This is a genomic window from Paenibacillus etheri (assembly GCF_001012825.1).
GTDB lineage: Bacteria > Bacillota > Bacilli > Paenibacillales > Paenibacillaceae > Paenibacillus_AQ > Paenibacillus_AQ etheri.
In genome coordinates, this window is sequence record NZ_LCZJ02000014.1 from 19,403 (window position 1) to 39,521 (window position 20,119).

17 protein-coding genes and 1 pseudogene are annotated in these 20,119 nt (G+C 44.4%); 16 read left to right on the plus strand and 2 right to left on the minus strand.

From position 1 onward, the window contains the following. Window positions 1-73: 73 nt before the first annotated feature. Window positions 74-838: a YetF domain-containing protein gene (locus UQ64_RS02210; RefSeq protein WP_060621903.1), complete on the plus strand. Its 765-nt coding sequence runs from the start codon at window positions 74-76 to the stop codon at window positions 836-838. A gap of 5 nt (window positions 839-843) precedes the next feature. Here UQ64_RS02210 and spoVB read toward each other — a convergent pair whose 3' ends face one another. After that, on the minus strand, window positions 844-2,439 hold the full coding sequence (spoVB, locus tag UQ64_RS02215) for a stage V sporulation protein B (RefSeq protein ID WP_060621904.1): 1,596 nt from the start codon (window positions 2,437-2,439) through the stop codon (window positions 844-846). Window positions 2,440-2,635: 196 nt separating this feature from the next. Between spoVB and UQ64_RS02220 the strand changes: the two genes are divergently transcribed. The 6 genes from UQ64_RS02220 to UQ64_RS02245 all read left to right on the plus strand — a co-directional run bounded on the left by UQ64_RS02220 (window position 2,636) and on the right by UQ64_RS02245 (window position 9,536). Beyond that, window positions 2,636-2,887 carry a post-transcriptional regulator gene (locus UQ64_RS02220; RefSeq protein WP_042191115.1) on the plus strand — a complete coding sequence of 84 codons (252 nt, stop codon included), beginning with the start codon at window positions 2,636-2,638 and terminating at the stop codon, window positions 2,885-2,887. 212 nt (window positions 2,888-3,099) lie between these two features. Next, window positions 3,100-4,350 carry a protein translocase subunit SecD gene (gene secD, locus UQ64_RS02225; protein WP_060621905.1) on the plus strand — a complete coding sequence of 417 codons (1,251 nt, stop codon included), beginning with the start codon at window positions 3,100-3,102 and terminating at the stop codon, window positions 4,348-4,350. Continuing rightward, entirely contained in the window at window positions 4,340-5,242 is a 903-nt protein-coding gene (gene secF / locus UQ64_RS02230) for a protein translocase subunit SecF (protein ID WP_060621906.1), read from the plus strand. Before secD ends, secF begins: the two co-directional genes overlap by 11 nt. Window positions 5,243-5,408: 166 nt before the next feature. Next, window positions 5,409-6,359, plus strand: a complete 951-nt coding sequence (locus UQ64_RS02235) for a cation diffusion facilitator family transporter (protein WP_060621907.1) — start codon at window positions 5,409-5,411, stop codon at window positions 6,357-6,359. Between the two features lie 29 nt (window positions 6,360-6,388). After that, window positions 6,389-8,791 (plus strand): single-stranded-DNA-specific exonuclease RecJ, encoded by a 2,403-nt coding sequence (gene recJ / locus UQ64_RS02240; protein ID WP_060621908.1) that lies wholly within the window; start codon window positions 6,389-6,391, stop codon window positions 8,789-8,791. Between the two features lie 226 nt (window positions 8,792-9,017). Continuing rightward, window positions 9,018-9,536 (plus strand): adenine phosphoribosyltransferase, encoded by a 519-nt coding sequence (locus UQ64_RS02245; protein WP_060621909.1) that lies wholly within the window; start codon window positions 9,018-9,020, stop codon window positions 9,534-9,536. A gap of 200 nt (window positions 9,537-9,736) precedes the next feature. On the opposite strand, the gene uraA is transcribed toward UQ64_RS02245, so the two are convergent. Next, window positions 9,737-11,050, minus strand: a complete 1,314-nt coding sequence (gene uraA, locus UQ64_RS02250) for a uracil permease (protein WP_060621910.1) — start codon at window positions 11,048-11,050, stop codon at window positions 9,737-9,739. A 306-nt stretch (window positions 11,051-11,356) separates the two neighbouring features. Between uraA and UQ64_RS02255 the strand changes: the two genes are divergently transcribed. The 9 genes and pseudogenes from UQ64_RS02255 to UQ64_RS02285 all read left to right on the plus strand — a co-directional run bounded on the left by UQ64_RS02255 (window position 11,357) and on the right by UQ64_RS02285 (window position 20,018). Then, window positions 11,357-13,537, plus strand: a complete 2,181-nt coding sequence (locus UQ64_RS02255) for a RelA/SpoT family protein (RefSeq protein ID WP_060622034.1) — start codon at window positions 11,357-11,359, stop codon at window positions 13,535-13,537. A gap of 21 nt (window positions 13,538-13,558) precedes the next feature. Then, complete coding sequence (gene dtd / locus UQ64_RS02260) at window positions 13,559-14,002, plus strand: D-aminoacyl-tRNA deacylase (RefSeq protein WP_060621911.1); 444 nt, start codon at window positions 13,559-13,561, stop codon at window positions 14,000-14,002. 161 nt (window positions 14,003-14,163) lie between these two features. Then, entirely contained in the window at window positions 14,164-14,319 is a 156-nt protein-coding gene (locus UQ64_RS30615) for a hypothetical protein (RefSeq protein WP_156417426.1), read from the plus strand. A gap of 148 nt (window positions 14,320-14,467) precedes the next feature. Next, window positions 14,468-14,901, plus strand: a pseudogene (locus tag UQ64_RS02265) (DJ-1/PfpI family protein). A gap of 43 nt (window positions 14,902-14,944) precedes the next feature. Then, on the plus strand, window positions 14,945-15,394 hold the full coding sequence (locus UQ64_RS02270; protein ID WP_060621912.1) for a hypothetical protein: 450 nt from the start codon (window positions 14,945-14,947) through the stop codon (window positions 15,392-15,394). Window positions 15,395-15,759: 365 nt separating this feature from the next. Next, the gene (locus UQ64_RS32510; RefSeq protein ID WP_256716317.1) at window positions 15,760-15,885 is read left to right on the plus strand and encodes a hypothetical protein; all 126 of its coding nucleotides are present in this window, start codon (window positions 15,760-15,762) and stop codon (window positions 15,883-15,885) included. Between the two features lie 197 nt (window positions 15,886-16,082). Beyond that, complete coding sequence (gene hisS, locus UQ64_RS02275) at window positions 16,083-17,336, plus strand: histidine--tRNA ligase (protein WP_060621913.1); 1,254 nt, start codon at window positions 16,083-16,085, stop codon at window positions 17,334-17,336. An 81-nt stretch (window positions 17,337-17,417) separates the two neighbouring features. Beyond that, the gene (gene aspS / locus UQ64_RS02280) at window positions 17,418-19,196 is read left to right on the plus strand and encodes an aspartate--tRNA ligase (RefSeq protein WP_042191089.1); all 1,779 of its coding nucleotides are present in this window, start codon (window positions 17,418-17,420) and stop codon (window positions 19,194-19,196) included. 66 nt (window positions 19,197-19,262) lie between these two features. Then, window positions 19,263-20,018, plus strand: coding sequence for a tRNA threonylcarbamoyladenosine dehydratase (locus UQ64_RS02285; RefSeq protein ID WP_060621914.1), 756 nt, complete (start codon window positions 19,263-19,265; stop codon window positions 20,016-20,018). Window positions 20,019-20,119: the final 101 nt, after the last annotated feature.

Sequence of the window (20,119 nt, forward strand, 5' to 3'; positions counted from 1 at the left end):
GGTCAGAATAGGGTTACATTAATCCACCCGAGAAAACAAGTCTGCGGGTGAGAGTGGAGGGGAGCGAAGCTATATGTCCCAGCATATCACTACCCATATTTTATTGACCGTGCTGATGTATTTCTTCATATTCCTGTGCATGCGTATCATGGGAAAGAGGGAAATCGGCAAGTTATCTGTATTTGATCTAACGATCTCAATTATGATTGCTGAGATTGCTGTTTTTGTGATTGAGGATATTAATCGCCCGATTTACGAAGGTCTGGTACCGATGGCCACATTGGTTATCATTCAAGTTCTGGTTGCTCAGCTTAGCCTTAAGAGTAGAAAGGTTAGGCTTTTAATGGACGGTAAACCGAGCATACTTATTTCTGACGGCAAGTTGCACCGGGGAGAGATGCGTAAACAACGGTACAATATTGATGATCTGCTGCAGCAATTACGTGGTCAGAACATCGCTAGTCCTGCTGATGTGGAATTTGCGATTCTAGAGCCCAGTGGTCAACTCACCGTTTTCGAGAAAGACAAAGGAAATTCATCTTCCAAACAAACAAGCAATAGCAGTTCAGTTGCTGAGAATAATAAGACCGATGAGGATGCAGGTGTGAGCAGTCAGAAAGTTAAGCTGCCAAAGAACAAAATCAGATATGAAGGACTTCCTATTCCACTGATTATGGATGGAAAGGTCCAGGATCATAATTTAGAGATGATAGGTAAAACAAGGTTCTGGCTGAGAACACAGATCCGCCAAAAGGGAGTATCCGATTTTCGAGATGTATTTCTCTGCTCCATAGACCATAAAGGCCGAGTTTATGTTGACAGTTTGGATACCCGATAACCATTCTAGAGCCAGCGCTTAATGAACGGTAGTCGATCTAAATCACGAAGTGAGATAAGGCCAGCTAATAGACTGATACCGAAATACAGGACCATTCCTATCGCAGAGGCAAATAAAAATTGAATCCATTGTGCATCTGCAATGGGAATGGAGATGTATACATAACGCATGCCCGCTCCCATAATAAGCATTGCACATAAGGTCTTAACGGTATCGGTTATTCGTAAGGATAATGAAATTAGACTAACCACACTGTACCCGTGCAGTAGAGTAACAAGGACGCTGTTCACAATGATGGCAATGATTGCGCCGTAAATTCCGTATTCGGGCTGTGAAGCTAATATAACAATCAGAATGATTTTGACTACTGCCCCAATAAGGGTATTGATGAGCGCCCTGCCCGGTTTGTCCATAGCTTGAAGCGCAGCTTGTAAGGGTGCTTGAACATAGAGGAACAAAGCGAAAGGGGCCATTAGTTTTAGCATGGGAGCGGTGTCCGCATTGCCGTATAACAAATTGCATAGTGGGACCGCTAGGACATACATAAGAACAGCAAAGGGAGCACCTGTTACCAGAGCGAGTCGAAGGGCTTGATGCATTCGTTTGTGAATGGTAGGCAAGTCCTTTCTCGCGGCAGCCTCAGATAATGATGGGACCAGAGAAACCGCAAGGGAGGAAGTTAAAGCTCCGGGAAGCAACAGTAAGGGAATAACCATTCCCTGTAAAGATCCATACTGTGCAGTCGCGGCGGCTGTTGCGATTCCGGCTAATGCAAGACTACGTACGGTAATTATAGATTCCAGTAGATAGGAAAAAGAGCCCACAAGTCGGCTTGCCGTAACAGGAATAGATACACCTAGTAAACGCCGTAGTATCGGGGAGGTTGATTTTACAACATCTGGATCAGAGGGTATAACTTCCTTCTCAACTGTTTGCTGCTCTAGAATGGGGGTTGTTTTTCTATCCTTTTTCGTGATGACATAATATTGCCACAGAATCGCTAACATTCCGCCAATCTCTCCCACGGTTACACCTAACATCGCCCCCGCAGCAGCTAAAGCGATACCTTTGGGTAGCAGCAGCCAAGAGAACCACAGCATAAAAAATATTCGAACGATAGACTCGAAAACCGAAGAAAGTGCGGATGGAATCATGTTCTGCCTACCTTGAAAATAACCGCGGTATATCGCAGATACAGCAACAATTCCAATCATTGGGATCATGGCGATAAAAGTATAATAAACTCTGTGGTCTGTTAAGATCACATTGGAGACCCATGAAGCACTGACCAGCGCAACGATGGTAAAGAAGATTCCTAGTCCGACACTAAGAGTAAGGCCAGTCCGTAAAATTTGCCGAGATTTCTCAGGCCGGTTTTCTCCCTCTGCTTCCGCCACCATCTTAGCAATAGCTAGGGGAAGTCCGCCTGTAATAACAGTAACCAGCACGATAAAGAATGGGTACGCGAGCTGATATAGACCCACGCCCTCTGCTCCAATGATGCGTGGCAAAGCAATTCGGGGTATGAATCCAAGCATTCGATTAATGATGCCGGCGGCAAGCAAAATTAAAGTTCCTTGTATAAAGCTCTGTTTCCTCAAAGGTCACGCCTTCTTCCCCAAATGAAATGAAACGCTGGCCAACTTGTCTATTCTTATGGATATGCTATACCCCTATCTCGGCATGCCTTGTTTTAGTAGTTGTAACTTTTTGTGACGGAAGGAGGAAAGAAGAGAACTTGGGTCGAATACGTATGGTAAGCATACGAACACGAGCGATCTTTGGAGGTGTCATCACGTGGAATCGGAACAGTGGAATCATGATCAACATAGTGAAGAAATCGAAGCCATGTGCCGCAGCAAAGCTGAAGAATTCCGGCTCCTCGGCTATGAGTATGTAACCAGCAAGGATATTTGGGATTGTATCAGTCGTAATTATGATAAGGACGGAATGCCTCCCTTGCATAAGCTGGTAAATGATATTTATTCCTTAAAAGCCAATAGTTACATGACTTATTTGACTCTTGCAGCTTATCGGGGGTTGAACTGAACAATAAACATCTCGCTCCGAAGCCTTATAAAGCAGTAAAGTAAGAGAATAATAACTTCACATCTCCTATATAAACGGATGTCTTGCTGATTTGAGCAGGGGCGGCCGTTTCTTTGTGTGAGTAAAGCTATGTCTATGCTGTGAATTGACGGTCATTTCACGTGTAGCTATAATAGGAATATTGAGTGAATGAAAGGGGAACTAGCTAGAGCATGAAGAGACTAATGGGCTTTATTATTACCGTGCTCGTTTTGACAGGCGTCATGGCATTTACTACTCCTGGACTGCTGGACAAGGTTAGACTTGGTCTTGACCTGAAAGGCGGATTTGAGATTTTGTACCATGCTGAGCCTATGGAAGCGGGAGCAGCGTTGTCCCGAGCTTCACTGTTGAAAACAGCAGAAAGTTTGGAAAAACGGGCCAATGCGCTCGGAACCAGTGAACCAGAGGTTACAACTGAAGGTACTGACCGTATTCGTTTGAAAATTGCGGGCGTTACTGATGAAGCTGAGGTTCGCAAGAAGATGAAGGAGCCTGCAGTTCTGACTTTCCGTAGTGCTGCTGAAGGTGACGCTGAAGGTACTTACAGCAAAATCGAACTGGTAGGTAGTGACTTTGTTGAAGGTGCGGCAGAGGTTGGACGGGATAACCTGAATCAGCCAATCATCAGCATCAAGATCAAAGACAAGGATAAATTCGCAGAGATTACGAAGCGCCTCTTAGGAAAGAATCTCGCAATTTACTTGGATGAGAACAAACTATCTGACCCTACGGTACAAGCAGTACTTACCGACGGTAGTGCGTCTATCTCCGGTCAGTATACAATTAAAGAAGCACGTGAACTGGCTGACACTATTAATCTTGGTGCGTTGCCACTGAAGCTTACTGAGAAATACTCCCAAAGTGTGGGTGCAACACTCGGTAAACAATCGCTTGATCAAACGATCAAAGCCGGCCTTTTGGGTTCTTTGATTATTCTTATCTTCATGATCGGTATGTACCGCTTGCCAGGTCTCTTGGCTAGTTTTGCACTGATCTTGCATACATGGCTGCTAATTGTAGTCTTTGTCTTTGCAGACTTCACATTGACGTTGCCTGGTATAGCCGCATTTATTCTGGGTATAGGGATGGCCGTCGATGCCAATATCATTACAAATGAACGGATAAGGGAAGAAATGCGCAGTGGTAAGAGTGTACTTTCCTCTGTTAAAGCAGGTAATAAATCCTCTTTCCGGACAGTAATGGACTCCAATGTCACAACTGTTATTGTGGCAGGTGTCATGTTCGCCTTCGGTACAGGTGCAGTCAAAGGCTTCGCATTGGTGCTGATCGTAGAAATCGTTCTGAGTATCGCCACGAATCTATATTTCTCCCACTGGTTGCTTAGCCAGCTTGTTAAAGCCGGTAAGCTGAACAAACCGAAGAGTTTCGGTGTTAAGGAGAGTGATATTCGTGCGCTTTAAGAAAGAGCTTGATTTCGTGCATTTGAGTAAATTTTTCTATGTTTTTTCCATTGCCCTTACAGTGGCAGGTTTGATTTTCCTAGCAACCTTTGGATTGAATTACAGCGTTGATTTCAAAGCGGGATCTAATGTTGATATCTCTCTGTCTAAGAATTTGACATCGGAAGAGGTTAATTCAGCAGTTGAGAACACTGGGATTTCAAGTGAGCCAAGCATTACGTTAGGAAGTGAACGGGTCAACGTTCGTTATGATCAAGTGCTCGATGAGCAACAGGATGAAGCTCTTAAAGCAGAGATCTTGAAGCTGGACGATAAAGCTTCGTTTGAGATTAACACCGTGGATACTGAAATGTCTAAAGAACTTGCACGTAATGCGATTTATGCGGTTCTCATTTCTTGTCTAGGGATTATCATTTATGTAAGTATTCGTTTTGAATGGCGGTTTGCATTGGCAGCTATTGTTTCACTGATCCATGATGCCTTTATGGTCGTTGCAATCTTCTCCATCTTCCGCTTGGAAGTGGATTTGACGTTTATTATAGCGGTGCTTACGATTATCGGTTATTCCATCAATGATACGATCGTTATCTTTGACCGTATTCGTGAGAATTTACGTTTTGGTAAACAGAGAACTTACGAGGATTTAAAAGAGCTTGTGAATAAGAGTGTGGCTCAGACTCTGATGCGCTCTCTCTACACAGCATTTACCGTATTTATTGCGGCGTTCTTCCTGTTAATTCTTGGAGGCGAGTCCATTAAGATGTTCTCGCTTGCGATGGTTATCGGATTGCTATTCGGAGCGTACTCCTCTATCTTTATTGCAAGTCCGATCTGGCTACTGCTTAAGAAGCGTGAGAAGACAAAGGTAAAGAGCAGCCCAGCTAAAGGTTAATGTCTCAAGAAAAATAACATGGCTACACTTGAATGAAAAAAACATCAACTTTATAATTTAAGAAAGCCGCGTCAAATGCGACGCGGCTTTCGAAATCTTTGGAGTAGTATGTCATGTGTATTGTATCATCATGAGATTACTTGCTAGTGGTAAGGGGGGGCCTCGTATGAATAAAGAACGATCACCGCAAAGCAAGACGGTTGCTTGGACAGGGATCATCAGCGATGTTACTTTGGCAGTAGCTAAGGGGAGTTTTGGCTATATTTCAGGTAGCAAGGCATTAATGGGCGATGCTTTATATTCCGGAGCAGATGCTGCAGCTAAATTGGCGGATATTCTTCCGTGGCGCTCTGAAGAGAACAGGAAGAGCAAGCAACGGATAGAAGACCGGCGGGGGAATAAGGAACCACTTTTAGCAATACTATTATCTGTATTAATCCTTATGGGGGGGCTGCAGATCGCCTTCTCTGCAATCCGTGACTTAACCGAGGGACAGTCATCCACTCGCGGAGAACTTGCACTTGTAACTGTCTTGCTATCTATTGTATTTAAAGAAGCTGTATTTCAATATCAATATCGGTACTTTAAAAAAATAGGTGATGGCAGTCATGCTGCCTATGCCAATAGTCATCGTTTTAGTTTATATACTTCTATCACAGTATTAGTTGGGATATCGTTATCAATGGGTGGTACCTATTGGCATCCTCTACTCTATATGGACCCTATTGCCGCACTTTTAACAGGATGCTTAATTCTTCGTAAAGGTTATTTGCTCATTGTTAATACAGTTAGGGTTAAGAATGCGCAGGAGCTACCTTCTGAGGAGGCAGCTAATTTTATTGAAACTGTACAACGTGTTCACGGCGTTATTCGTGTAGAACACTTGAAGGCGCTTGAGCAAGGGAATTATGTGAATCTGCAAGTGAAGATCAGTGTAAATCCGCGTATTACGGTAATGGAAGCACAGGATATTTCAGAATGTGCAAGAAAGTTGCTACAGCACCGTTTTGTTCATGTTGGTGAGGTACATATGGACGTAGTTCCCTATGATCCTGGTTATCCATACAAGAGTAATTATGAATTGGTGGATAATGATATTCCAACGTTGCTTCAGTAGTTTGCAAGGTGAGAGAAAGGTGAGCTCTATTGCTTTATTCAAAAACAAGATGGCAATCTCCGGCAGCCGATCCCGACATCGTAAGGGATATGGCCCGGAGCCTTTCTATTTCTCCGCTCTTATCCTCACTATTAGTGACTAGAGGAATTGATACGCCACATGAGGCTCTATCGTTCATGGATGGCGGTGTGGAAGCTCCGCATGATCCGTTCCTTCTAAAAGGAATGACCGAAGCGGTTCCCAGAATTAGAAAGGCTTTAAAAGAAGAAGAACATATTCTTATTTACGGCGATTACGACGCTGATGGTGTGTCCAGTACAGCGTTAATGATTCATTTGTTACGTTACTTAGGTGCTTCCTTTGATATTTATATCCCGCACCGTTCTAATGAGGGCTACGGGCTGCATAATCATGCTTTGGATTGGGCTCTACAGCAGGGTGTATCCTTAATTATTACTGTAGATACTGGCATTAGCGCCTATCATCAGATTGCTTACGCTAATGAAATCGGAATCGATGTGATCGTTACGGATCATCATGAGCCACCAGAGCTTCTCCCAGAAGCTTACACCCTGATTAATCCAAAGCTTCCCGACTGTCCCTATCCGTTCAAAGGATTGGCGGGTGTAGGTGTAGCTTATAAGCTTGCACTGGCTATGTTAGGGGAGGAAACTCCCAAAGAATGGGCGGAAATAGCTGCTATCGGCACTGTAGCGGATTTAATGCCGCTGCTGGGTGAGAATCGCGAGATTGTTCGAAACGGTTTGGCTAGTATGAGGAATTCTAGATTCTCTGGTATTCGTGCTTTACTCGATGTCAGCGGGGTGACTATGAGTACTGTGAGTGCGGTTAATATCGCTTTTGGAATGGCGCCTCGTATCAATGCGAGTGGTCGTCTGGATCATGCTGGACGGGCAGTAGCCTTGCTTACAACCGAGCATGCTGATGAGGCAGAGCAACTGGCTGGGGAACTTGATCTGCTCAATAAAGAACGCCAATTGGTTGTAGAAAGAATTGTAGTGGAGGCCACTGCAAAACTGGAGCAGTTAACTCAGCGCGGGGAGATACCAGATATCATAGTTCTTGCTGAACATGGCTGGAATGTGGGTGTGGTAGGTATAGTGGCTTCCAAACTGCTGGAGCGTTACTATCGGCCTGTGATAATTCTGGATATTCATCCGGAGACCGGTATGTGTAAAGGCTCTGCCCGCTCCATTCCTGGACTTGATATATATGCGGCGTTATCCTCTTGCTCTAACTTAATGGATCATTTCGGTGGTCATCCGGCTGCAGCGGGAATGAGTCTGCATCGAGATAGCATAGAAGCCTTTGCTACGGCATTAAATCAATACGCTGCTAATGTGTTGACACCGGAGCATTTCGTTCCTGTTACTTCTGCTGATGCAGAAGTGTCGATTTCCGATTTGTCCCTTCAGACCGCGCTTGAATTGGAAAGGCTTGCACCTTTCGGGATGTCAAATCCATTGCCAAAGTTTATCATTCACGGGGCTACAGTGAAAGAGACACGAACAATGGGGCAAGAAGGAAAACACTTGAAGATCGTATTGCAGCAGGGAAAGAGCACGATCGAAGCTTTAGCTTTTGGTAAAGGGGATTTGGCTAAGCTGCTCCCTGTAGGGACCATGATCAATGTGCTGGCTGAACTGTCGATTAACGAGTGGAATGGCTCTAGAAAACCACAGTTGATGTTACAGGACTTATCTGTACAGGAGGCTCAATTGTTTGATCTTCGTGGTGCTGCTGACGCTGTACGGCAAGCTGCGCACATTAGAGAGCTGCTACTTCCCTATAGTGGTGCCGTCACATATCGTGCCGCGGCAGTGTTCCAGAGCGAACGTATGGCTCCACAGACTGAATTGATAGGAATGTCCTTCTGGGTATATGATAAAGAAGCTGGCATTAGCGCCGCTAATAAGGATGATTCGATTCAGGAATCAGGGCATGTCTCACTGTTATGTCTACTGGATATGCCGGAGACTCCTGAACAACTAGATGCGTTACTTAATGTTTTTCCTAATGCTGATAATATCGCGCTATTGCATTCTATAAAGGATGGTCGTGAACGACTCATCATTCCGACACGGGATCATTTTAAAATACTTTATAAGTTGCTGGCTTCGATCACAGCTGTTGCAACACCTGAACATGAAGTGCTGCTCCGGCTAAGTCGACAATCCTCGTTAAGTATTCGAATGCTTAGTAAAATGCTAGATGTATTCGAAGAACTTGATTTTATCGAAAGAAGTCAAGGAAGTGTGACCTTTATTACGCAGCCCACTGCAAAAAGCCTTACAGCATCAAGTCATTTCGTTAGACTGGGGCAGATGGCGGAAATGGAGCGGTACTTCATGGAAGGTAGCTTGTCTGAGCTACAGGATTGGATGTTGTCACGCCGTTTAGGCGTATCGTAAAGACTAAACAAAACAAAGCGGATGCTTACGAAGTAAGTTTTGTCGAACTGAACTCAAAGTAGCCTATGCTAAACAAAACAAAGCAGACGCTTACGAAGCAAGTTTTGCCGAACCGAATTCACTGAAGCATATGCTAAACAAAACAAAGCGGATGCTTACGAAGTAAGTTTTGTCGAACTGAACTCAAAGTAGCATATGCTAACAAAACTTTTAGGAGATGAAAAATTTGGATTTTAAAGATAGTATTCGCGTGATTCCTGACTTTCCAAAAGAAGGTATTAGTTTTAAAGATATCACCACTTTGTTGAAAGACGGTGATGCATACCGCCAAGCGATTGATGCCCTGAAAGCTCTTGTATCTCACTTAGAAATTGACGTGATTGCAGGACCGGAAGCACGTGGTTTTGTAGTTGGCGCACCTCTTGCTTATGCATTGGGCGTAGGTTTCGTGCCGATTCGTAAGAGCGGTAAACTGCCATATGAGACGATCGAGGTTGGGTATGATCTTGAATATGGTAAAGACACACTTGCTGTTCACACGGATGCCATTAAACCTGGACAAAATGTATTAATTGCTGATGATTTGTTAGCAACAGGAGGTACTATAGCTACTTCGGTTAGCCTTGTGGAGCAGCTTGGTGGTAAAGTGGTAGGCGCAGCCTTTTTGATTGAATTGGTTGAGCTTGCTGGACGTAATAAGCTTTCCGGAATTGAAGTTGTTACATTGGTTGACTACGAAGATTAATACGATAAACTTGTCTTTTCCCGGGAAATAAATGGGGATTTATGTATCGAATGATGTTGAAAAGTGCAAACGGAAAATCTCTGTCATTATTAGCGGGGAGTTGCTGTTTTGCATTTTTTGGTCAAAAGAATACAAAAAAAGACTGCCCAATCCATGAATGGATCTGGGCAGTCTTTTTGATCTATTAATTCATAAATAAATTAGTGAGCGGCTTTATCGCTTTCTCCACCTTCATTGGACAGTCCAAGAACTTCAATGAGTTTGAAGAATAGGGCTAGAACGATACCAACAATCGTAGCTAGAGCCATACCACTGAGTTTTACGCTGCCCATAGTAAGGGTTGCACCACTAATTCCAACAACGAGCACCAAGGTAGCCATAATCATGTTAGTAGCCTTGGAAAAATCAACTTTTTGCTCAACGAAGATCCGTAAGCCGGATGCGGCAATTACACCGAACAACAGTAAGGATACACCACCCATTACAGGTGTAGGTATATTAGCGATAACGGAGGAGAAAGTACCTGAGAATGAGAGCAGAATTGCAATCACTGCTGCGCCACCAATCACATATACAGAATAAACTTTAGTTAACGCCATAACCCCGATATTCTCACCGTAGGTTGTATTTGGAGTAGAACCGATAAAACCGGAGATAATTGTAGATATCCCGTTACCCATCAGAGAGCGATCAAGTCCAGGGTCTTTAGCCAGATCTCTGCCAACAATATTGCTGGTTACAAGTAAGTGTCCAATATGTTCAACGATTACTACCAGTGATACCGGGATGATAGTCAGGATTACATTCCAATCAAATGAAGGAGTAACAATGGTAGGATGTGCTAAAAAATTCGCATTAGATATTGCAGCAGTATCCACCATTTTCAAAATATAAGCTAAGCCATAACCAGTTACGATACCGATGAGGATGTGAATGATTTTTGGGAAACCACGGAAGAGCACAGCTCCAATTACGGTTACGCCCAGTGTCACCATAGAAAGTGTGATTGCTTTACCATCTGGAATCCAGTCTGCAGCTGCAACACCTTCAGGGGCAATAAGTCCTGCCATTCGTGCGGCAACAGGCACAAGTTCTAATCCGATCGTTGCTACGATAGCTCCCATTACTGCTGGTGGGAAGACAACATCGATCCATTTTGTGCCTGCATAACGGATGATCAGAGCAACGAGCACAAAGATAACACCAGTGATGATGAAAGCGCCCAAAGCAAGCGAGTACCCTTTCATATGATCATCTTTATGATCGCCAAGCACTGACAATACTGGTGCGATAAATGCAAAGCTGGAGCCAAGGTAAGCAGGTATTTTACCACGGCAAATCCAAATGTATAGCAGTGTGCCGATACCGTTCATCAGCAAAATCATGCCAGGGTCAACCCCGAACAAGTTAGGCACTAGCACTGTACTGCCAAACATGGCGAACAAATGCTGAAGGCTTAATAGAAAACCGGGGCCCCATGGAAGTTTTTCATTAACTTGAATTTCGCGTTGCAATGGAGTTCACTCCTCTTTCTTAATGGATATGATGTTGTCCAGCGAAAATCCGCCTTTACTAGATTAAATAGAACTGTGCATTTTTACAACAACATTTTCACAAGTGTTATTAATTTGTCCGATTTTCATAACTTTTACTTCTTGAATACCATGAGATGGCAAGTGTTGACGTAATCCTTCGTAAGCGTCATAATTATAGACAACTTTGAACAAGAGCGTAAGTTGCTTGCGAAATGATTGGAACCTGCAGATTTTAGAATGATTGCGGGTTCATTTTATTATAGAAAGGAAACGGATACGACGAGAATGGGCATAGAGCGATTAATTGATAAGGCTGGCGCCTATATAAAAGATAAAGATCTTCTCCGCATCCGGGAAGCTTATGAATTTGCCGATCAGGCTCATCACGGGCAGATCCGCAAGTCGGGGGAGCCATACATTCTGCATCCGCTGGCGGTGGCAGATATTGTCGTCAATATGCAAATGGATGTTATATCTATTGTTGCGGCGCTTTTGCATGATGTTGTGGAAGATACGACGGTCTCATTGGAACAAATCCGCGCGAAATTTGGCGATACCTGCGCGATGCTTGTCGACGGCTTAACCAAGCTGGAGCGCATCCGTTTTCGCTCAAAGGAAGAGCAGCAGAACGAGAATTACCGTAAGATGTTTATTGCGATGGCGCAGGATATCCGGGTCATTGTTATTAAACTAGCGGATCGCCTGCATAATATGCGTACGTTAAAGTATCAATCTGAAGAGAGCCAGCGTCGTATTTCTTACGAAACGTTGGAGATTTTCTGTCCTGTGGCTGATCGTCTGGGGATTTCCGCGATTAAGTGGGAGATGGAGGATATTGCGCTTCGTTACTTGAATCCGCAGCAGTATTATCGCATTGCTAATCTGGTGCATAAGAAGCGGGCAGAACGTGAGCAATTTATTGACAGCGTAATTGGCCGTATTCGTGCCAAGCTAGATGAAATGGGCATTGAAGGCGACCTTTCAGGACGTCCGAAGCATATTTACAGTGTCTATAACAAAATGAGCACGAAAAACAAACAGTTTAATGAGATTTATGACCTGTTGGCCATCCGTATCATTGTGGATAATATCAAGGATTGTTATGCAACCCTCGGAATTATTCATACCCTTTGGAAGCCAATGCCAGGTCGATTCAAAGATTATATAGCTATGCCCAAAGCCAATATGTATCAATCTTTGCATACTACAGTGGTAGGTCCTGGCGGAGAGCCGACCGAAGTGCAAATTCGCACTTGGGAAATGCATCGCACGGCTGAATACGGGATAGCAGCACACTGGGCATACAAAGAAGGAACTAGCAATAATGTTAATCCGGAGAATCGGATGCCTTTTTTTCGCGAAATATTGGAGCTGCAGCATGAGGCCAAGGATGCCGAAGAGTTCGTAAAATCACTCAAAATGGACTTTTTCTCAGATCTCGTGTTCGTGTTTACACCTAAAGGCGAGGTTATTGAGCTTCCTGCGGGTTCTGTACCGCTTGATTTCGCTTTCCGTATTCACACGGAAGTGGGGAATCGCACGATTGGTTCTAAGGTGAACGGGCGGATCGTACCGCTGGATCACAAGCTGAAGACAGGCGATATTGTAGAGATATTGACGTCGAAGCATTCTTACGGGCCTAGCCGTGACTGGCTCAAAATTGCACAATCCTCTCACGCAAGAAGCAAAATTAAGCAATGGTTCAAAAAAGAAAAACGTGAAGAAAATGTCGAAAAAGGTCGCGAAGCGATTGAACGTGAGCTGAAGCGTCTGAATGTCGAGGTTTCTGAGTGGATTTCCGATGAGAAACTTTTAGAAGCTGCTAAGAAATTTGCTTTTAATGATGTAGAAGATATGTTATCTGCCGTTGGATTTGGTGGGATTACCGCTTCGCAGATTGCCTCTCGTTTGACGGAAAAGCTGCGTAAAGAGCAGGAAGAAGCTGCTAATCATTTAGAGCTCACTTCAGAGATGAAGGAGATCAAGTCTTCCGGTGAAAAACGTAATCAACCCACCAATGGCGTATGTGTAAAAGGAATTGAAAATTTACTTGTCCGTTTTGCACGATGTTGTAATCCGGTGCCGGGTGACGATATTGTAGGGTATGTTACACGGGGCCGGGGTGTATCTGTACATCGCCAGGATTGTCCTAACATTCCGGGTGAAGGTGACGGAGAAGAAGCAGCAAGAGTGATTGAAGTGGAATGGGAAGGTACGATGGAAGCAAACTACAGTGTGGATATTGAGATTACAGGTCATGATCGTAATGGACTGCTCAATGAAGTGCTGCAGGCGGTTTCCGAGAGTAAAACGAACATTTCCGCGGTCACTGGGCGCTCTGATAAGAATAAGATGGCAATGATTCATATGACCATTCTCATCCGTAATACGGAGCATCTGCAATCCGTTGTAGATAAAGTGAAACGGGTTAAGGATGTATATACAGTGAATCGGATCATGCAATAAGGCAAGGGGCGGAGTAGTACGATGAGAGTTGTAGTACAGCGTTGCAAGGACGCCAAAGTAACCGTGGATGAGACTGTGACCGGAGAGATTGGCAAAGGCTTAATGCTGCTAGTTGGCGTTACGCATGAAGATACAGAAAAGGATGCCAAATATTTGGCGGACAAAATAGCAGGACTGCGTATTTTTGAAGATGATGCTGGTAAAATGAACTACAGTGTCACGGAGACTGAGGGAGCGATTCTTTCGGTATCCCAGTTTACTTTATACGGAGATTGTCGTAAGGGGAGACGGCCGAATTTCATGGGAGCAGCAGCTCCTGTGGAGGCCGAGCGACTTTATGATTATTTTAACCAAGAGCTTAGAGCTGGAGGCCTTCAGGTGGAGACGGGTGTATTTGGAGCGATGATGGATGTGTCTCTCACCAATTGGGGCCCGGTTACTCTCATTTTAGATAGTCGCGGTTAACAAAAAAAGATGTCGAAAGTTGCTCCTTAACTGAGCGAGCTTTCGACATCTTTTTTTATTGTGACTGAGCTGTGAGTAAGAATCTTGTGAGGATAGAGCCTCTGTGACCTGGATAAACTAAATGCAGATAGATATCATTCACGATGCAAGGAGCTTAGGCAATGAGACAATCACAGAAGGCATGGGCATGGAGAAGCATCCCGGCACTAGCGACTGGGAGCCCTGTAGAAGCCTATGCATTAGCTAAAAAGACGGAAGAAGAGATTGAATCTCAAGTAATCAAAGGAAGAAGCCGTAATCTCTTACCGCGTACCTGAAACGGGTGGTAGAGGCGGCTTTTTGATGCAGGTAACGGGAGATATTTTATAATTAAAGGTTAGAAATCATTGTGATAAGGGTAATAGACGACAAGAAAGATCAATAAGTACTTATTCCTATGCACAAGCAGAGAGGAGAACTTATCACATGAGTAATGTTGCATTTTTACTAGCTAATGATTTTTCTGAGATGAAGGTTCCTTATGATGAAGTTATAAAGGCAGGACATCAAGCTGACATTATTGGTTTAAAGAAGGGGGAGGCCTTACGCGATTCTAATTCCAGGGGGATCTTCCCCAGAAAATTTACGGCAAAATACAGATATTTTTGAAGTTTGTGAAAGAAGCAAACGAAGCTGTTAAGCCTATCGCTTCTATTTGTCACGGACCCCAAATTCTGAGCAGTGCAGACTTGCTTAAGGGACGTACCATCACCTGTTATCCTCCGCTAAAAGATGATGTTGTGAACGCCGGTGCGGAGTTTAAAGATGAAGAAGTGGTAGTTGATCGTAATTACATTACTTCGCGTACACTGAAAGATGAGCCTGCGTTCGTTCGTGAAATATTGAAGGTCCTGAAATAGAAATTTATAACACTTAGTCTTATAATCTAAGGAGGTAATGGTAATGACCAGAAAAATCCAAGCCTATTTTAGAACGGAAAATGAAGCAGAAGGTGCTAAAATAGCATTGATTAGTTATAAGGTGGATGGTTTAGTGGTCTGGCCACTCACGGATCCTATTGGGGAAGATCGTAGAATTCTGTTTCCGATAGCGCCACTTAGTAATACAACGTTAGCTGCAGGCACAGTAGGGACGCTTGGAACGGGTAGCACTCCGGCAGCTGGAGTTATGTTGGCCCCTGGTGTTGCCGCCTCCGAAACTCGGGATGAACCTGAGACTCATTATAGTGTGGATGAAGATCAGGTTAGTGCGGATGTAGCAGATGGAGAGCTCGAAGATGGGGATTTAAGTGAACTTCGTTATGTGATGGACTTAAGTGTTGCAGAAGAGAATTATAATGAGGTTGTGGAAACCCTTCGGGGCAAAGGGGCATTTGTTGAGCAATTCGATTAACAACAGTCTATTAAGATAAACCGCTTTCATGAATGTAATATAATCGTAATATTACATACATGTTTCCTTAATATAGCGTGTTTATAATAAAGGCATGACCCCCTTTTTAATAATATATGATGATGGACCTGCAGCATTTGGCTGCAGGTCATTTTTTTTGTAACGGTTGAAATTATAGGTAAGAAGTTGAAATTGTCGAATTTTTTATTCAGCTTCGTATTTCCTGCCTTGACTTTAGCACAGTAGTTCAGTAGAATTTAAAAATATACGATTTTATCATATGGTTTTGATGACGGGAACAAGTAATTCGAGGACCCACAACCCCAGAGAGGAATCCCCTGTAGATTCAGATGACATTCGGTTCAATGGATGATTTATCGTTTCTGCTTGGCTGCAAGGATTCTGTTGATGAGCGAATGAATGACCTCCCCGAGAACGTACGGCGAAAGTGGGCAATGTATATTGCCGCGATCAGTAGCCGTTATGCGTAGGCGGGCGTTAACCGCTTTGAGCGGATTCAGAATGGTTCTGATCCGGAATGTGGGTGGTACCACGGGTGTATTATTGGTTATGATAATCCCTCGTCCCTGTTTTTTATAAACAGGGCGGGGGATTTTTTGTTTTGTTTAGCATGATGAAGTGATGAAGAGAGCAGTTTTAGAGGGGTATTTCTTAGGAGGGATAGACTGTGGCTAAAGAAAGATTCGAGAAACCTACAGGAACGCAGGATGTGCTTCCGGGAGCTGTGGAGAAATGGCAGTATATTGAGGGGAAGGCTAGAGATTTATGCCGTCGTTTCAATTACCGTGAAATCCGTACACCGATGTTCGAGCACACGGGGTTATTCGAGCGTGGGGTAGGCGAAACAACGGATATTGTAGAAGGCGAGATGTACACGTTTAAGGATAAAGGCGATCGCGATTTGGCGCTGCGTCCTGAAGGAACGGCTGGTGTAGTCCGAGCTTATGTTCAGAACAAACTATATGGTGAACCGGATGTAAGTAAGCTGTATTATATTGGACCCATGTTCCGTTATGAGCGTCCACAGGCAGGAAGATATCGTCAATTCCATCAGTTTGGTATTGAGGCTTTTGGAGCTGTGGATCCGGCTATTGATGCTGAAGTAGTCTCCTTAGGCTATCAATTCTATAAAGATCTTGGCCTTAAGGATGTAAGAGTGGAAATCAATTCTGTTGGTAACGCACCTAGCCGTGCAGCTTATCGGGAGAAACTATTGGGTTTCTTAAGACCGATGAAGGATACCCTTTGCAGTGACTGTCAGCGTCGTATTGAGCGTAATCCGCTTCGCGTGCTGGATTGCAAGGTAGATCAGGATAAATTTACAGATGCACCTTCCATTTTGGATAGTCTGGATGAAGAGTGCACCACTCATTTTGAGAAGGTGAAGATGCACCTTAACATCATGGGAGTGGAATTCACCATTAACCCTCGTTTAGTCAGAGGACTGGATTATTACACGCATACAGCGTTTGAATATAAAGCAGCAGGTATTGGTTCGATTGATACCGTGGGCGGCGGAGGCCGGTACAACGGTTTGGTTGAAGAAATTGGTGGACCGGATCAACCGGGTATTGGGTTTGGGATTGGGCTTGAACGAATTCTCCTCATTTTGGAGGATCAGAAGGTAGAGCTGGAGACGGCGAAACCGCTGGATGTGTACTTCGTAGCTCTCGGTGAAGAAGCTGATATCGAAATCTCTAAGCAGCTATATATTCTGCGTAGCCAAGGGTTCTCAGCAGAACGCGACTACCTAGGCCGGAAGATGAAGGCACAGATGAAATCGGCAGACCGTATGTCAGCACGTTATACTGCGATTCTTGGCGAAGATGAGCTGAAGAATGGTGTAATTACCGTGAAGTCGATGAATACAGGGGAGCAACGCACCGTGAAGTTGGAAGAACTGGGTCAGGCACTAGTTTAGACCATCTGACTAACGTCTTATGGTGACTGTATAGAGAAAGATTAAAAATGTATTTTTAACCATGAAGGGGAATGATAAATTATGCAAAGAAGTCATCAGTGTGGACAGTTAACACCAGAACATATTGGACAGACGGTAACCTTGAACGGATGGGTGCAGACTCGCCGCGACCTTGGGGGCGTACTATTTATTGATCTGCGTGACAGAAGCGGTATTGTACAAGTTGTATTTAACCCAGACTACTCTGGCGAAGCCTTGCAAATTGCTGATAAGGTTCGTAGTGAATACGTCCTGGCTGTTAAAGGTAAAGTTGTTAAACGTGATGAGGAGACCATTAACCGCAACCTGCCAACAGGTGAAATTGAAGTGCAAATTACGGATATTGAAGTGCTGAACGCAGCTAAGACACCTCCATTCTTCATCGAAGATGGTGTGGAAGTAGACGAATCTCTGCGTCTCAAATATCGCTATTTGGATCTTCGTCGTCCAGAAATGCAAAGAACCTTGCTGCTTCGCTCGAAAGCTTCTAAGATTTTCCGTGATTTCCTTGACAGTGAAGGATTCATCGACGTAGAAACACCAATTCTAACTAAAAGCTCACCGGAAGGCGCGCGTGATTATCTGGTACCAAGCCGTGTGCATGAAGGCGAATTCTTCGCATTGCCGCAATCTCCACAAATCTACAAGCAATTGTTGATGGTAGGTGGCGTTGAGCGCTATTACCAAATTGCTCGTTGTTTCCGTGATGAAGATTTACGTGCTGACCGTCAGCCTGAATTTACTCAAGTCGACATTGAGACTTCATTCCTGTCACAAGATGAACTGCTTGGTATGATGGAGAAGCTGATGCAGCGTCTGTTCAAGGAAACTGTAGGAGCAGATATCGAGCTTCCGTTCCAACGCTTGACTTATGCTGATGCTATGGGCAAATACGGTTCTGACAAACCTGATCTGCGTTTTGGATTAGAGCTTGTAGAAATGAACGATATTGTTGCTACTAGCGGTGTTAAGGTATTCGCTTCTGTAATCGAAAAAGGCGGCGAAGTGAAATGTCTAAATGCTAAAGGCTGTGGCACTTGGACTCGTAAAGAAATCGATGACCTCGGACCTTATGCCGCTCGTTATGGCGCGAAAGGATTGGCATGGATTCAAGTGAAAGACGGCGAATTCAAAGGGCCGATTGTAAAATTCTTCTCCGAAGAAGAAATTGCCGCTGTGAAGGAACGTACAGGCGCTGAAGAAGGCGACCTTCTCCTCTTCTCCGCTGATAATAAAAAGGTTGTAGCAGACGTTCTAGGCGCCCTTCGTGTTAAAATTGGACGTCAACTCGGTCTGATCGACGATAACGTGTTCAAATTCGCTTGGGTTACAGACTTCCCACTCCTTGGATATGACGAAGATCAGAAACGTTATGTAGCAGAACACCATCCGTTCACTCGTCCACGTGAAGAGGATCTGCATCTATTTGACACAGATCCAGGTGCGATCCGTGCACAAGCTTATGACATCGTTCTGAACGGTTATGAAGTAGGCGGAGGCTCCATGCGGATTTACAAACGCGAAGTACAGGAGAAAATGTTCGAAGCCCTTGGATTTACGAAAGAGGTTGCTTACGAGAAGTTCGGCTACCTGATGGATGCGTTCGAATATGGTACACCTCCACACGGCGGTATCGCGTTCGGTTTAGATCGTCTAGTAATGTTGTTGTCTGGTCGTACAAATCTGCGTGAAACCATCGCATTCCCGAAAACAGCAAGTGCAACAGACCTACTCATGGATGCACCATCGCCAGTAGACGGTTCACAATTGGAGCAACTGCATATTAAGCTGGCTCTTAAACCGAAGAAAGAAAAAGAATAAATAACTAATCGAAGTGGGCGAGGCAGATTCCTGCTTCGCCAAAGCTTTTGAAGGAGGCTGTACCTCATGCTACATCAGTTCTCACGCACGGAACTGGCGATCGGGCCGGAAGGTCTGGAAATAATGAAGAACAGCACGGTAGCGGTGCTAGGCATCGGCGGTGTTGGCGGTATGGCTGTTGAGGCTTTAGCGCGAACCGGCATCGGCAGATTGATTCTGATTGATAAGGATTCGGTAGACATTACCAATGTGAATCGGCAGATTCATGCACTCACCACCACGGTTGGTCAAAAAAAGGCTGAACTGATGGTAGACCGTGTAAAGCTGATCAATCCGGAATGCGAAGCGATTGCGCTCAACATGTTCTATACGGAAGAAACCTATGAGGAATTGTTCAAATTAAAACCTGACTATGTGCTCGATGCTTCGGATACGATTATTTATAAGGTTCACTTGATCAAAGAATGTCTGTCCCGTGGAATTCCAATGATCTCAAGCATGGGCGCTGCCAACAAAATGGATCCTACACGATTCCAGGTAGCGGACATTTCTAAGACAACTTATGACCCTATTGCGCGTGTCATTCGTCAGAAGCTGCGTAAGGAAGGAATTAAGAAAGGCGTGAAGGTGGTTTTCTCTACGGAGCCGCCAATGAAGCCACGTCAGGATGTTACGGATAAGATCGTTCCGGAGAATGCACCGGATCGGCGTAAAGCGAAACAACCACCAGCTAGTAACGCCTTCGTTCCGCCGGTAGCAGGCCTGATCATGGTTAGTGTTGCCGTGCGTGATTTGCTTGAGGCCGGAGGCGTCAGCGTGTAAGTGAACCGCTGAGCTGAAGCTGTGATATTAGTAGTAAAATGGACAAAAGGGCGAGCAGCTGAAATCCAGTTGCATACGCCCTTTTGTTGTGGTTAACAGGT